Annotated in this window: 13 protein-coding genes; 10 read left to right on the top strand and 3 right to left on the bottom strand. The window is 72.1% G+C overall.

What is annotated here, in order from left to right:
* Positions 1-2: 2 nt before the first annotated feature.
* Positions 3-2,171, top strand: coding sequence for a 4-alpha-glucanotransferase (gene malQ, locus ACH35V_RS38180; protein ID WP_395979756.1), 2,169 nt, complete (start codon positions 3-5; stop codon positions 2,169-2,171).
* Here the strand turns inward: malQ and ACH35V_RS38185 are convergent.
* On the bottom strand, positions 2,152-3,150 hold the full coding sequence (locus ACH35V_RS38185) for a hypothetical protein (protein ID WP_395979757.1): 999 nt from the start codon (positions 3,148-3,150) through the stop codon (positions 2,152-2,154). The genes malQ and ACH35V_RS38185 overlap by 20 nt on opposite strands.
* 101 nt (positions 3,151-3,251) lie before the next feature.
* Entirely contained in the window at positions 3,252-5,831 is a 2,580-nt protein-coding gene (gene pepN, locus ACH35V_RS38190) for an aminopeptidase N (protein WP_395979758.1), read from the bottom strand.
* Between the two features lie 169 nt (positions 5,832-6,000).
* On the opposite strand from pepN, the gene ACH35V_RS38195 reads away from it, so the two are divergent.
* The 8 genes from ACH35V_RS38195 to ACH35V_RS38230 all read left to right on the top strand — a co-directional run bounded on the left by ACH35V_RS38195 (position 6,001) and on the right by ACH35V_RS38230 (position 12,190).
* Positions 6,001-6,615 (top strand): DsbA family protein, encoded by a 615-nt coding sequence (locus ACH35V_RS38195; RefSeq protein ID WP_395979759.1) that lies wholly within the window; start codon positions 6,001-6,003, stop codon positions 6,613-6,615.
* Between the two features lie 96 nt (positions 6,616-6,711).
* Positions 6,712-7,443 (top strand): energy-coupling factor ABC transporter permease, encoded by a 732-nt coding sequence (locus ACH35V_RS38200; RefSeq protein WP_395979760.1) that lies wholly within the window; start codon positions 6,712-6,714, stop codon positions 7,441-7,443.
* 10 nt (positions 7,444-7,453) lie between these two features.
* Positions 7,454-7,795: a PDGLE domain-containing protein gene (locus ACH35V_RS38205; protein ID WP_395979761.1), complete on the top strand. Its 342-nt coding sequence runs from the start codon at positions 7,454-7,456 to the stop codon at positions 7,793-7,795.
* Complete coding sequence (cbiQ, locus tag ACH35V_RS38210; protein WP_395979762.1) at positions 7,795-8,571, top strand: cobalt ECF transporter T component CbiQ; 777 nt, start codon at positions 7,795-7,797, stop codon at positions 8,569-8,571. Before ACH35V_RS38205 ends, cbiQ begins: the two co-directional genes overlap by 1 nt.
* Positions 8,568-9,338, top strand: coding sequence for an energy-coupling factor ABC transporter ATP-binding protein (locus ACH35V_RS38215; RefSeq protein WP_395979763.1), 771 nt, complete (start codon positions 8,568-8,570; stop codon positions 9,336-9,338). The genes cbiQ and ACH35V_RS38215 overlap by 4 nt, the downstream gene beginning before the upstream one ends.
* A gap of 263 nt (positions 9,339-9,601) precedes the next feature.
* Positions 9,602-10,573 (top strand): ATP-binding protein, encoded by a 972-nt coding sequence (locus ACH35V_RS38220; RefSeq protein WP_395979764.1) that lies wholly within the window; start codon positions 9,602-9,604, stop codon positions 10,571-10,573.
* A gap of 43 nt (positions 10,574-10,616) precedes the next feature.
* A complete protein-coding gene (locus tag ACH35V_RS38225; protein WP_395979765.1) occupies positions 10,617-11,675 on the top strand; it encodes a hypothetical protein in 1,059 nt (352 codons plus the stop codon).
* Positions 11,676-11,722: 47 nt separating this feature from the next.
* Positions 11,723-12,190 carry a ribose-5-phosphate isomerase gene (locus ACH35V_RS38230; RefSeq protein ID WP_395979766.1) on the top strand — a complete coding sequence of 156 codons (468 nt, stop codon included), beginning with the start codon at positions 11,723-11,725 and terminating at the stop codon, positions 12,188-12,190.
* A gap of 33 nt (positions 12,191-12,223) precedes the next feature.
* On the opposite strand, the gene ACH35V_RS38235 is transcribed toward ACH35V_RS38230, so the two are convergent.
* The gene (locus tag ACH35V_RS38235) at positions 12,224-12,487 is read right to left on the bottom strand and encodes a hypothetical protein (protein ID WP_395979767.1); all 264 of its coding nucleotides are present in this window, start codon (positions 12,485-12,487) and stop codon (positions 12,224-12,226) included.
* A 122-nt stretch (positions 12,488-12,609) separates the two neighbouring features.
* Between ACH35V_RS38235 and ACH35V_RS38240 the strand changes: the two genes are divergently transcribed.
* Positions 12,610-13,728 (top strand): PP2C family protein-serine/threonine phosphatase, encoded by a 1,119-nt coding sequence (locus ACH35V_RS38240; protein ID WP_395979768.1) that lies wholly within the window; start codon positions 12,610-12,612, stop codon positions 13,726-13,728.
* Positions 13,729-13,730: the final 2 nt, after the last annotated feature.

Genomic DNA, 13,730 nt, shown 5'->3' on the forward strand with positions numbered 1-13,730 from the left:
GGGTGGCAGAGGACGAACTGGCCAGGCTGGCGGGCCTGCACGGCGTGGCGACCCGGTACGCCGACTGGCGGGGACGCGAGGTGGAGGTCTCCCGCGACACCTTGATCGCGGTGCTGCGCGCGCTCGCCGTGGACGCGTCGTCCCCGGCCGCCGTGCGGGACGAGCTGGAGCGCCACCAGGAGCGGAGGGGCTCCGGGCTGCCGAACCTGATCGTCCGTCAGTCGGACGGCGGTGTGACCGAGGGGATCTTCGCGGCGCTGCGGAACCACATGCGGCCGGGCGAAAAGTTCGAGGTCGAGATCGAGATCGGCGCGGCGGAGGTCCTCTCGCCGCCGCCGGCCAGTGCCTCCGGGGAGCGGTTCCGGCCGCTGGCGGGGCTCGCGGACGTGCCGTCCGGCTGGCACCGGCTCCGCGTCCAGTCGTTCTCCGAGGGGACGTTCCTGCCGAAAGGAGGGCACGGGGGCCGGGGCCGGATCCGCGTTCGGCAGGGAGGCCGGACGGTGTACACGACGCTGCTGGTGGCCCCGGCGTCGCTGCCGCTGCCGCCTCGGACGTGGGGGTTCACGGCGCAGCTGTACTCGGTGCGGTCCAGCGCGTCCTGGGGGCTGGGCGACCTGCACGACCTGGCTGATCTTGCGGCGTGGAGCGGCCGGGAGCTGGGTGCGGGGTTCGTGCTGGTCAATCCGCTGCATGCGAACGAGCCCGTCCCGCCGGTCGGGCCGTCCCCGTACGCGCCGATGAGCCGCCGCTTCCCGTCGCCGATCTACCTCCGGGTCGAGGACATGCCGGAGTATGCGGCCCTGCCTCCGGAGGATCGGGAGCGCTTCGCCGCCATGGGCGCCGAACTGCGCGCACGCGGAGGGCCGCTCGACCGGGACGCGGTCTGGACGGCGAAGACGGCCGTGTTCGAGGCCATGTACCGGCTGCGCGGCGACCGCCGGGAACCGGAGTTCGACGACTTCCGCAGGCGCGAGGGCGACGGGGCCGTGGCGTTCGCCGTGTGGTGCGCCATCGCTGCGGAGCAGGGCACGGCCGACTGGCGGCGCTGGCCCTCCCACCTGCGGAATCGCGGCAGCCGAGCCGTCGCGGAGGACATGGGGTACCACGTCCGCGCCGGGTTCTACGAATGGCTGCTGTGGCGGCTGGACGGGCAGCTCGCGGCGGCGCAGCGGACCGCCCGGGACGCCGGGATGCCGGTCGGGATCGTCCACGATCTGGCGGTCGGGGCTCCGCACGGCAGCGCGGACGCCTGGGTGTTCGGCGGCGCGCTCGCGCACGGGGTCAGCGTCGGCGCGCCTCCCGACGAGTTCAACCAGCGCGGCCAGGACTGGGGCCTCCAGCCGTGGCGATGGCGCGATTCCAGCGTCGAGGACTACCGGCCGTTCCGCGAGATGGCCGCGTCCGCGCTGCGGCACGGCGGCGGCATCCGCCTCGATCACGCGATGCAGGTGTCGCGCCTCTGGTGGATTCCCGAGGGCGCGTCCCCGGCCGAGGGCACGTACGTCCGCTATGACCGCGACGCGCTGCTCGCCTGCCTGACCTGGGAGGCGGAGCGTTTCGGCGGCGTGGTCGTCGGCGAGGACCTCGGCACGGTGGAGCCCGAGGTCCGGGACGCGCTGGCGGATCGCGGCGTCCTCGGCACGTCCCTCCTCTGGTTCGAGCGCGACGCGGACGGACGTCCCAAGCCCGCGAAGCAGTGGCGCGAACTGTCCCTGGCCACGGTCGGCACGCACGACATGCCGCCGATCACCGGTTTCGTCCATGGCGACCACATCGAGCTCCGCGACCGGCTCGGCCTTCTCACCCGCTCCCGCGCCGACGAGGAGGACGACCACCATCGCCGCCTGTACGGCTGGCTGGCGCTGCTGCACGCCGAGAACCTGCTCGCCACCCCGCCCGAGCAGGTCATGCGGGCCCTGGCCGAAGGCTCCTCCGGCCACGACGAGGAGATCGTGACGGCCCTGCACGACTTCCTGACCTTGACCCCGGCCCGCCTCATCGGCATCTCCCTGGCCGATGCCGCGGGCGAACGCCGGACGCAGAACCAGCCGGGCACCACCGACGAATACCCCAACTGGCGCGTCCCGCTCGCTGATGCCCAAGGAGAGCCCGTCCTCCTGGAGGATCTTCAGGAGGGCGTTCTGCGGCTCTTCAGGCGAGGGTCGATGTGATGCGCTTCGTCACGTCGTGCAGGAGCGTGTCCGGACGCAGGTCGTCGGCCGCGATCGCGGAGAAGAGCGCGGGCAGGCCGGGCAGCGGGTAGGGGTCGTCGTCCGCGCCCGCCAGGGCCGACTTGCCCAGCGGCTGGTGCGCCAGCGACCTGCGGGCGCGGTCCCAGGCCTTCTGCACCTCCTCCGGCGACGGGACGCCGAAGCCGTGCCCGACCGGCGCGGCGTGCCGGAGCTTGACGAGCGCGCCCTCGGTGAAGTCGGCGGCGAGCTTGCAGCGTTCGGTGAGGTCGGCGCGGACGAGGTCGTCCAGGCGGGTCATGACCGTGCACGGGGTGCGGCAGCGGGCCGCGCAGTCGCCGAGCGCGGACGCGACCTGGCTGTGCTGCCGGTCCAGGTAGTTGCGCCAGCCGGGCGGCGGTTCCTTGGACACGCGGAGCGTCCGGTCGCACGCGGAACGTTCCGGACGCGTGTGGTCGCACATCCGGGCCGAACCCGGCTCGACCGGGACCCCGAACCGGCTGCCCTCGCCGTCCACCGACGCCCCGATGAGGGCCGGGTCGCCCGCGTGCCCGAGGACGGGCTCCCAGGCCAGCATGGGCAGGTACTCGCCCGCGATGTGGACGGCCGCGACCAGCGCGGCCATGTCCCGCCGGTGCCACCGGATCGCGATCACTTCCAGCAGCAGGCGGTAGGCGGGACGGAGGCTGGCGAGCGCCCCGCGGGGCTGTTCCCGCGGCTCCTGCGGCATGCGGCTGGCGCGGGCCCGGTCGAGGAGGTCCTGCGGGACCTCGCCGACCGCCTCGGGCATGCCGAAGTCCTCGGCGTCCAGGTCGAGGACGCGCTGCCCGAACGCGCACAGGGCCGCGACGGCGCCGGCGCGGCCGTCCGGGACGAGCGTGCCCTGCGTGATCAGCGCCTCCAGGTCCCCGAACGCGTGCCGCCGGGCCAGTGCCGTGAGGACGTCCTTCGCCGTCTCCACACCGAACCCCCTCCCCGTGACCATGCGATCGTCGCACGGTCACGGGGGTCGTGCACAGGGTCAGACCCGACTGGTCAGACCGGCGGGCAAGGCGTGACGGCTCAGGAGGACGCGGCGTCCTTGGCGCGGGCGCGCAGGGCGCGGGCGACCCCGTCCCGGCCCTCCGACAGGAGCCGCGCCAGCGCGGGCGGCGGCCGCTCGCCGGCCAGGTACGACTCGGTGCGGTCGATCGTCGACTGCTCGATCACCAGGAAGGGATAGGCGCCCTCGGCGAACGTCTGGGACATGTCGCTGGACCACTCCTTCCAGACGCGTCCGACCTCGGCGAAGTACGCGTCGACGTAGGCGCGCAGCAGCTCGGCCTGGTCGGGCTCCACGAAGCCGCCCAGCGTCGCCCGGTAGACGGCGTTGGGCAGGTCGCCGGACACGATCCGCTCCCACGCGGCCGCCTTCGCCTCGGCGGACGGGATCGCGGCCGTGCAGGCGGCGGCGTGCCGCTCGCCCGCGGCCGTCCGGTCGCGCTCGTGCTCGGCGTCGATCTCCGCCTTGCCCGCCTTGCCGGTGACGACGAGCCGGCGCAGCAGCGACCACCGCAGGTCGGTGTCGACGGTGAGGCCGTCGAGGACCTGGGAGCCGTCCAGCAGGCCCCGGACGAACGCCAGGTGATCGTCCGACACGGCGGACGCGGTGAACGCCTGCGTGTAGGCGAGCTGGAGGTCCGAACCGGCGTCGGCGCCGCGGGCCAGCTCCGACAGCGTGTCCGCCAGCAGGGCCAGCCCCTCCTTGCGCCAGGCCGGGTCGGCGTACTGCTGGATGGCCATGCGCGTCTGCCGCAGCAGCGTCTGCGTGACCGAGATGTCCGTGACGCCGCGGATGCCCTTCGCGACGAGCCGGACGTAGTCGCGGGTGGCCATCTCGGCGTCGCGGGTCATGTCCCACGCCGCCGACCAGCACAGCGCCCGCGCCAGGCTCGCCTTGACGTGGCCGATGTGCTCCTGTTCCTTCAGGGGGGCCGACCCCCCTGAACCCCCCGCGGATCCTGTGAGCGTCCGCTGCGAGTGCTCGTCCAGGCGGACCTTGGCGTAGGTGAGGTCGTCGTCGTTGATCAGGACGAGGTCCGGCCGCCGCTGCCCGATGAGCTGCGGCACCTCCGTCCGGGCGCCGACCACGTCCAGCTCGACCCGCTCCCGCCGGACGATCCCCTCGGCGGTCTTGTCGTAGAGGCCGATGGCGAGGCGGTGCGAGCGCAGCGTCGGGTAGTCGGGCTTCGCCTCTTGGAGGACGGCGAACGACGTGAAGTTCCCGTCGCCGTCCACCTGATACTCGGGCCGCATCGTGTTGACGCCCGCGGTCTCCAGCCACTCCTTCGACCACGACGCCAGATCACGCCCGGACGTCTCCTCCAGCGCGCCCAGCAGATCGGCCAGGACGGTGTTGCCCCATGCGTGCCGGTCGAAGTACCGCCGGACGCCCTCCAGGAAGTTGTCGAGCCCGACATAGGCGACGAGCTGCTTCAGGACGGACGCGCCCTTGGCGTACGTGATCCCGTCGAAGTTGACCTCCACCGCGCGGATGTCGGGGATGTCGGCGGAGATCGGGTGCGTGGACGGCAGCTGGTCCTGCCGGTACGCCCACGCCTTCTCCAGGTTCGCGAACGTCGTCCAGGAGCCCGTCCACTTGGTGGCCTCGGCCTGGCACAGGACGCTCATGTACGTGGCGAACGACTCGTTCAGCCACAGGTCGTCCCACCAGCGCATGGTGACGAGGTCGCCGAACCACATGTGCGCCATCTCGTGGAGGATCGTCTCGGCGCGCCGCTCGTAGGCGGCGTCCGTGACCCGGGACCGGAAGACGTAGTCCTCCAGGAACGTGACGGCGCCCGCGTTCTCCATGGCGCCCGCGTTGAACTCGGGGACGAACAGCTGGTCGTACTTGCCGAACGGGTAAGGACGGCCGAAGACCCTCTCGAAGTAGGCGAAGCCTTGGCGGGTCACGTCCACGATCGCGGGCGCGTCGAGGTGCTCGGCCAGCGACGTGCGGCAGTACACGCCCAGCGGGATCACGGTGCCGTCGTCGCGGCCGTACTCGTCCCGGACGACGTGGTACGGCCCGGCGATGAGCGCGGTGATGTAGGTGGAGATCCGCGGCGTCGGCAGGAAACGCCACGTCCCGCCCCCGGCCGACTCGGGGGACTCGTTCGTGATGACCTCCCACTCCTCCGGCGCCCGCACGGTCAGCTCGAAGGTCGCCTTCAGGTCGGGCTGGTCGAAGCACGTGTACATCCGGTGCGCGTCGGCCGTCTCGAACTGCGAGTACAGGTACACGCTGTCGTCGACCGGGTCCACGAACCGGTGCAGGCCCTCACCCGAACGCGAGTAGGCGCAGTCGGCCACGACACGGAGTTCGTTCTCCGCGGCGAGGCCGGGCAGCGGGACGCGCCCCTTCTCGGGGTCGTAGGAGGCCGGGTCGAGCGCCTTCCCGTTCAGCGTCACGTCCCGCACGATGGCGCCGTGCAGGTCGATGAACGTGGACGCGCCGGGCTCGGCACTCCCGAACCGCACCACCGTGGTGGAACCGAACCGCTCCTCACCCGTCGTCAGGTCCAGCTCGACCGCATACGACTCGACGGTGAGGAGCCGGGCCCGTTCCCGCGCCTCGTCGCGCGTGAGGTTGCCTGCCACATGAACTCCTTGGTCGGCTTAATCGCTTGGTGCCCCCATGTCTACCAACCCGGCGCCGAAACGGCCCGTCCGCCACGGCTCGCGAAGCTTTGCGCAGCCGGGAATCAGGGCGTCCAGGGTCGGGTTGTCGCAAAGAGATACCCCTGAATCGCGCTCTTGGGAGGCGACGTTGAGTAAGGACGCTCTCACACCGGTGGACTTCTGGTTCGACCCTCTGTGCCCTTGGGCGTGGATCACCTCGCGCTGGATCCTCGAAGTGGAGAGGCAGCGCCCGATCCAGGTGCGCTGGCACGTGATGAGCCTCAGCGTCCTCAACGAGGACAAGGACGTCCCGGAGGAGTACCGGCGCGGTCTCAAGGACGCCTGGGGCCCCGTGCGCGTCTGCATCGCCGCCGAGCAGAAGTACGGGAGCGAGGTCCTCGGACGCCTCTACACCGAGATGGGCACGCGCCGCCACCACGAGCGGCAGAAGTTCGACCAGGCCTTCTTCGAGGAGTCGCTGTCGGCGGCCGGCCTGGACCCGGCGCTCGCGGACGCCGCCGAGTCCACCGATTTCGACGAGGCCCTCCGCGCGTCCCACCAGGACGGCATCGACCGCGTCGGCCAGGAGGTCGGCACCCCGGTGATCGAGGTCGAGGGCAGCGCGTTCTTCGGCCCCGTCGTCACGCCCATCCCGCGCGGCGAGGCCGCGGTCAAGCTCTGGGACGGCGTCGTCGCGGTCGCGAGCACCGACGGCTTCTTCGAGCTCAAGCGCACCCGCACCCGGGAGCCGATCTTCGACTGAGCCTGCGGGGTTCCGGTTATTGCAAGTATCTTGCAACTGCGATGTCAAGGCTTCAAACTGGCCCTATCGCACAAATCTGCTTAGGGGCGGTGAAGCATGCACGTACCGGACGGGTTCATCGACGCGCCGGTGTCGGTCGCGGCGGGCGTGGTGGCGGTGGCCGGAGTCGGGGTCGCCCTGCGCGGGGCCCGGCGGGAGCTGGACGACCGCACCGCGCCGCTCGCCGGGCTGACGGCCGCCTTCGTGTTCGCCGCGCAGATGTTCAACTTCCCGGTGGCGTCCGGGACGAGCGGGCACCTGCTCGGCGGGGCGCTGGCGGCGATCCTCGTCGGGCCGTACACGGGCGTCCTGTGCGTCTCGGTCGTCCTGCTCATGCAGGCGCTCCTGTTCGCGGACGGCGGCCTCACCGCCCTCGGCGTCAACGTCAGCGTGATGGCGCTCGTCACCGTCCTCGTCGGCTACGGAACGTTCCGTTCGCTGCTGCGGGTGCTGCCGAGGACGAGGGCGTCGGTGGCCGGTTCCTCGTTCGCCGCCGCCGTGATCTCGGTGCCCGCGTCGGCCGCCGCGTTCACGCTCATCTACGCGGTCGGCGGGACGACGGACGTGTCGATCGGGAAGGTCGCCACCGCGATGATCGGCGTCCACGTGCTGATCGGCATCGGCGAGGCGCTGATCACCGCGGTGACCGTGTCCAGCGTGCTCGCCGTCCGGCCGGACCTCGTGCACGGGGCGCGCGGCCTGATCAAGCCGCTGGAACTGCGCACCACGAAGCCGCAGCCCGGAAGCGCGGGCGGCGCGGGCGGCCCGGCCGAGCCGTCGCGGGCCTGAGGAGGACGACATGACCACCAAGCGGTTCTTCATCGGGTTCCTCCTCGTCTCGCTCGTCCTGGCCGGGATCGTGAGCTTCTACGCCAGCGCGAACCCCGACGGCCTGGAGAAGGTCGCCGAGGACAAGGGCATCAGCGCGAAGGAGAAGGACCACTCGCTCAAGGACTCGCCGTTCGGCGACTACGGCGTCAAGGGCATCGACAACTCCCGGCTGTCCAGCGGTCTGTCGGGCGTGATCGGCGTCGGCGCCGTCCTGCTCGTCGGGGGCGGGCTGTTCTGGGGCGTGCGGCGGCGCGGCCCGTCCGCTCCGGCTCCGGAGCGCGAGGAGACCGCGGCGGCTGGTAAGGGCTGATGGGCGCGGGTCATGCCACCGGCGCGGCGCTGCGGCTCTATGTGCCGGGCGCCTCGCCGGTGCATCGGCTGCCGCCGCAGTGCAAGCTCGTCGCCGTCCTGGCGTTCGTGCTGCTGGTCGTCGCCACGCCGCGCGAGCGGATCTGGGCGTTCGGCGTGTACGCGCTGCTGCTCGCGGGCGTCGCGGCGGCCGCCCGGATCCCGTTCCGGACGGTCGCGAAGCGGGTCGTCATCGAGGTCCCGTTCGTCGCGTTCGCGTTCCTCCTGCCGTTCGTCGCGACGGGCGAGGAGACCACCGTCCTCGGGGTCGGGCTGAGCGAGAGCGGGCTGTGGGGCGCCTGGAACATCCTCGCCAAGGGGACGCTCGGCGTGGTCGCCTCGATCCTGCTGGCCGCCACCACCGAGCCGCGGCTGCTGCTCCTCGGCATCGAGCGGCTGCGGATGCCGCAGCTCATCACGCAGATCGCCACGTTCATGCTCCGGTACGGGGACGTCGTCGCGGCCGAGCTGGGCCGGATGAAGGTGGCGCGGGCGTCCCGCGGGTTCGAGGGCCGCGACCTGCGCGCCACGCGCGTCCTCGCCAGGTCGGTCGGGGCGCTGTTCCTGCGCTCGTACGAGCGGGGCGAGCGCGTCCACCTGGCGATGCTGAGCCGCGGCTACGACGGCCGCATGCCCGTCGTGCACGACGTGGGCGCGACGGCCGCGCAGTGGACGGCCGCCGCCGCGCTTCCCCTGGCGGCCGCTCTGGTGACGCTGGCTGCTTGGATGACCCCATGACCGCGGAAGAGCCGTCCCCGGCGTCCTTGGATGTGAAGGGCCTCGCCTACGCCTATCCGGACGGCACGCAGGCCCTCTACGGCGTCGACCTGACGATCGGGCGCGGGGAGCGGGTCGCGCTCCTCGGGCCGAACGGCGCCGGGAAGACCACGCTCGTCCTGCACCTGAACGGGATCCTGCACGGCGGTCTCGGCGAGGTCAGGGTCGGCGGCCTCGCGGTCGACCCGAAGGACAAGAAGGCGCTGCGGGAGATCCGCCGCCGCGTCGGCATCGTGTTCCAGGACCCCGACGACCAGCTGTTCATGCCGACCGTCCGCGAGGACGTCGCGTTCGGTCCCGCCAACCTCGGCCTGCGCGGCCCCGACCTGGACCGCAGGGTGCGGGACGCGCTGTCCCGCGTCGGCATGCTGGACGTGGCCGACCGCCCGCCGCAGCACCTGTCGTTCGGGCAGCGGCGCCGCGTCGCCGTCGCGACCGTCCTGGCGATGGAGCCGGAGATCCTCGTGCTGGACGAGCCGTCGTCCAACCTGGACCCGGCGAGCCGCCGCGAGCTGGCCGAGATCCTGCTGAGCCTGGACGTGACCGTCCTGATGGTCACGCACGACCTGCCGTACGCGGCGGAGCTGTGCCCGAGGTCGGTGATCCTGTCCGGCGGAGTCATCGCCGCCGACGCGCCGACCCGCGACGTGCTGACCGACGGCGCCCTCCTCAAGACCCACCGCCTCGAACTCCCCTTCGGCTTCGACCCCGCCGCCGCGCTCCGCTGACCGCCGCGCTCCGCTGACCGCCGCTCTCCGCTGACCGGGGCCGCTCTCCGCTGGCTGACGGGGGTCCTTCGCTGACAGCCGCCGCGACTCGGGGTTGACAGGTCTTTCACAGGCGTAGGCCCAGGTCGTGGGCGTTCGCGCCGAACGCTCGACGAGGTGAAATTTCGGTTCGGGGTTTCGGCTTGCGCCCGCCGCGCCGCCTTGCCACACTCAGGGCGACCCTCAGTAATGGTAATGGTTATCATCTCCGAAATGGGGCATTCGTGAAGGTTGCGTTCGTTGGCAAGGGCGGCAGCGGCAAGACCACCCTCTCGGCGCTCTTCGTCCGGCACCTGGCCGGGCGCGGGCTCCCGGTGGTGGCCGTCGACGCCGACATCAACCAGCACCTCGGCGTCGCACTCGGACTGGACGAGGGCCGCGCCGCCAAGATCCCCGCGCTGGGCGACAGGCTCCCCGAGATCAAGGACTACCTGCGCGGCGACAACCCCCGGATCGCCTCGGCGTCCGCGATGGTGAAGACCACCCCGCCCGGTGCGGGCTCGCGGCTGCTGCGGTTCCGCGGCGACGATCCCATCCACGAGGCCGGGCAGGAGGTGGGCGTCGGCCTCGGGACGGGCGGCGCCGGCATCACGCTGCTCGCCACCGGCCCGTTCAACGACGAAGACCTCGGCGTGGCCTGCTACCACTCCAAGACCGGCGCGGTCGAGCTCTACCTCAACCACCTCATGGAGGACCCGGGCGAGTACGTCGTCGTCGACATGACCGCCGGGGCCGACACGTTCGCGTCCGGGCTGTTCACCCGGTTCGACCTGATGTTCCTGGTCGCCGAGCCCACCCGCAAGGGCGTCGGCGTCTACCGCCAGTACACCGAGTACGCCCGCAACTACGACGTCGCGATCCGCGTCGTCGGCAACAAGGTCCAGATCGACGAGGACGTCGCGTACCTGCGCGACCACGTCGGCGACGACCTGCTGACCTGGGTCGGCCAGTCCGCCGCCGTCCGGGCGCTGGAGCAGGGCCGGCAGGGCGTCCCGCTGGAGGACGGCAACGTCGCCGCGCTCGACCGCATGCGCGCCGAGGTGGACTCCCGCGCCAAGGACTGGGACAAGTTCCAGCGCCAGGCCGTGGAGTTCCACGTCAAGAACGCCCGGAGCTGGGCGAACAAGGCGACGGGCGAGAACCTGGAGGATCAGGTCGATCCGGGGTTCCGCTTCCCGGCCGCCTACGCGGGGTGACGAACGGCTACCGGCGGCCGGAGATCAGCACTACCCTTCGGGCATGACGATGCGGCGGATGTTCATGATGGCGGCCGGCGCGGTGATCCCGGTCGCCGTGATCGCCCTGCTCTTCGACAACCAGTGGGTCGTCGACGCCATCAGGGAGAGCGACTTCGAGTACGACGAGGGCATCGGACCGCTGGTGTCGCTGTCGCAGGTCCTCGCGTGGCGGTTCACCCCCGCCACCGGGATGGAGTGGAGCTTCGTCCTGGTCAACGACTTCGCCGTGCTGCTGTTCTTCGTCCTGCTGGGGCTGCTCGTGGTGGGCGGAGCCCGGATCATCGACCCGAACCGCGGGCCGCTCGGCGCCGTGATCGTCGGCTGGTGGGCCGCGATCCTCGCGGGGGCGATCTCCGGGCTGGTGTACGGGCCCCTCGCCCACTTGACGCTCGACTTCACGTCCCCGTCGCGGATCATCTTCAGCTCCATCAGCCAGGGCGCGACCGCCGGCGCCGTGTTCGGGTGGCTCGCCGGGCTCGGCGCTTTGGGCGGCTTCGTCATCTCGGGCTCGCGGACGGGAGCCCAGCAGCCCGGAGCCCAGCAGCCCTTCGGGGGCCAGCCGCCGTTCCAGCAGCGGCCGCCTTTCGCTCCGCAGCAGCCGGGAATGCCGATGCAGCAGCAGCCCATGCCCCAGCAGGGGATGCCGCCGCAGCAGCAGATGCAGCAACCGCCGATGCCGCAGCAGATGCAGCCGGGGATGCCGCAGCAGCAGATGCAACCGCATCCGTCGGCGGTTCCGTACGTCCCGCCGCAGAGCCAGCCGCAGCAGCAGCCGCCGTGGGGCGCGGCACCCGTGCCGCAGCAGCCGGGGTCGCCCGTGCCGCAGCAGTTCGGCGCGCCTCCCGTCCCGCCCCAGCAGCCCGCGGCCCCGGCCGCGCCCGCCGCCGGGACGGCCGAGCCCGAGACCGCCGCGGACGACCCCGAACCGGCCGAGCCCGAGGCCGAGTCCCGCGGCGAGTCCGGCGCCGAGCCCGAGCCGCCCGTGGACACGCCCGAGGACGACGACGACCTCGACCTCGCCGACCGGACGATCGTCGACCGCGGCCGCACCGACGACTAGGCGCACCCCTGCGCGGACGACGTGCGGGGCCTGCGAGAATCAGGCCCATGCGCGTGTTTCTTGGGACCGACCATGCCGGCTTCGAGCTGAAGGAGCACCTGGTCTCCTGGCTGAAGGAGAACGGGCACGAGGCCGTGGACTGCGGGGCGTTCGAGTACGACGCCGTGGACGACTACCCGCCGTTCGTCCTGCGGGCCGCCGAGCGGACGGCCGCGGAGCCGGGCACGCTGGGCGTGGTGATCGGCGGTTCCGGCAACGGCGAGGCGATCGCGGCCAACAAGGTCGAGGGCGTGCGGGCCGCGCTGGTCTGGAACGAGGACACCGCCAGGCTCGCCCGCGAGCACAACGACGCGAACGTCATCAGCATCGGCGCCCGGCAGCACGATCTGGCGACCGCGACGCGGTTCCTGGAGCTGTTCATCGAAACCCGGTACTCGGGGGAACAGCGCCACACCCGCCGGATCACGATGCTCGGCGACTACGAGAAGACCGGCGAACTCCCGCCGCTCCCGTAGAACGAACCGGCTGGGCCTGATCGTCCGGCGGGCCTAGATTCCGTTCGGGGGAGGCGGCTTGCGGGCGCCGCCGCGCTTGCCGAGGCGGCGCCGCTCGTTCTTGGCGGCCTTCGTCCGCTTGGCGGGCTCGGCGGATCCGCCGGAACCCGGACCCGAACCCGGCTCCGGGTCGCTCACCTGCCCGTTTCCCGATCCCCTTGCGGTCTTCGGGGGCGGGTCGCCTTCCGGTCTCGGACGGGAGACGTCCCGTGCCCGCATCGCCGCGTCCACCGTGATCCGCATGCCCGGCTGCACCATCGAACCGCCTCCTCGCCCACAAGCCGCGTACCCGGATAATACGGAGGTGGACCGGTGCAACAGGTCACCCGTGGTCCGGATGCCGACCGGCGACGGCGATTGCTCGATACAGTGCCCGAGTCATGCTTCAACGACTGGTGCAGCTGCTACCGCCGCGAGTGCGCGACGTGCTGCGGAGGATTCCGCTGCTCGTGGCGTTCTACCGCTGGCTCAGGCGGGGGAAGCTGACCCGGGAGCGGTACGTCTTCGCGGCGCTGGCGATCCTCGCGATCGCGATCGGGCTCGCCACGTCCAGCGACTCGCGCGGGCTGGCCCCGTCCGGCGCGCTGGTGCTGATCGTGCTCGGCGGCGGGCTGCTGCTGAAGGTGCGGAGCCTGGTCGCGCTGCTCGGCGTCGTGGTGGCGGTCGTGGCCTACCACGCCTGGCAGGACGTCGCCGCGATCGGCCCCGGGATGGTCGCCACGCTGTCGATCACGGCGGTGCTGGCGCTGTCCCTCGCCCGGACGCGGCAGAAGCTCGGCGTGCAGGGGCTGCGCGGCGACTCGATGCTGCTGGAGCTCCGCGACCGGCTGCAGCGCCAGGGCGAGATGCCCGTGCTGCCGGACGGCTGGGGCACGCAGGTCGTGCTGCTGCAGGCCGGCGGGTCGTCGTTCGGCGGCGACTTCGTGGTGTCGTCCTACGAGGGCGACTCGCTGGAGGTGGCGCTGGTCGACGTGTCCGGGAAGGGCACCGACGCCGGAACGCGCGCGCTGATGCTGTCCGGTGCCTTCGGCGGACTTCTTGGATCGGTCCAGCCTGATCGTTTCCTGCCCGCGTGCAACGCCTACCTGCAGCGCCAGCGCTGGGACGAGGGGTTCGTCACGGCCGTGCACGTCGTCGTCGACCTGAAGACGGGGGAGTACACGGTCGAGTCGGCGGGGCATCCGCCGGCCGTGCAGTTCGACGCGGGCAGCGGCGCCTGGCAGGTCAGCTCCGCCAAGGGCGTGGTGCTCGGCGTCGTCCCGGACCTGAAATGCGTCCCCGAGCACGGGACGCTGCGTCCCGGCGACGCGCTGCTCCTCTACACCGACGGGCTGGTCGAGTCGCCGGGCAGCGACCTGGACGCCGGGATCGACCGGCTGCTCGGCGAGGCGGAGCGGCTCGTCCCGCAGGGGTTCGGCAGCGGCGCGCGGGAGCTGGTGGAGACGATGGCCGCGGCCCGTGACGACGACTGCGCCCTCGTCGTGATCTGGCGCATCTGACG

The organism is Actinomadura sp. 1N219, assembly GCF_044326405.1.
Classification (GTDB): domain Bacteria; phylum Actinomycetota; class Actinomycetes; order Streptosporangiales; family Streptosporangiaceae; genus Spirillospora.

Bases quoted from the DNA above. Each gene is read 5' to 3' on its own strand.
- ACH35V_RS38200 (WP_395979760.1), top strand. From the start codon at position 6,712: ATGCACGTACCGGACGGGTTCATCGACGCGCCGGTGTCGGTCGCGGCG.
- ACH35V_RS38205 (WP_395979761.1), top strand. From the start codon at position 7,454: ATGACCACCAAGCGGTTCTTCATCGGGTTCCTCCTCGTCTCGCTCGTC.
- cbiQ (WP_395979762.1), top strand. From the start codon at position 7,795: ATGGGCGCGGGTCATGCCACCGGCGCGGCGCTGCGGCTCTATGTGCCG.
- ACH35V_RS38215 (WP_395979763.1), top strand. From the start codon at position 8,568: ATGACCGCGGAAGAGCCGTCCCCGGCGTCCTTGGATGTGAAGGGCCTC.
- ACH35V_RS38225 (WP_395979765.1), top strand. From the start codon at position 10,617: ATGACGATGCGGCGGATGTTCATGATGGCGGCCGGCGCGGTGATCCCG.
- ACH35V_RS38230 (WP_395979766.1), top strand. From the start codon at position 11,723: ATGCGCGTGTTTCTTGGGACCGACCATGCCGGCTTCGAGCTGAAGGAG.
- ACH35V_RS38235 (WP_395979767.1), bottom strand. From the start codon at position 12,487: ATGGTGCAGCCGGGCATGCGGATCACGGTGGACGCGGCGATGCGGGCA.
- ACH35V_RS38240 (WP_395979768.1), top strand. From the start codon at position 12,610: ATGCTTCAACGACTGGTGCAGCTGCTACCGCCGCGAGTGCGCGACGTG.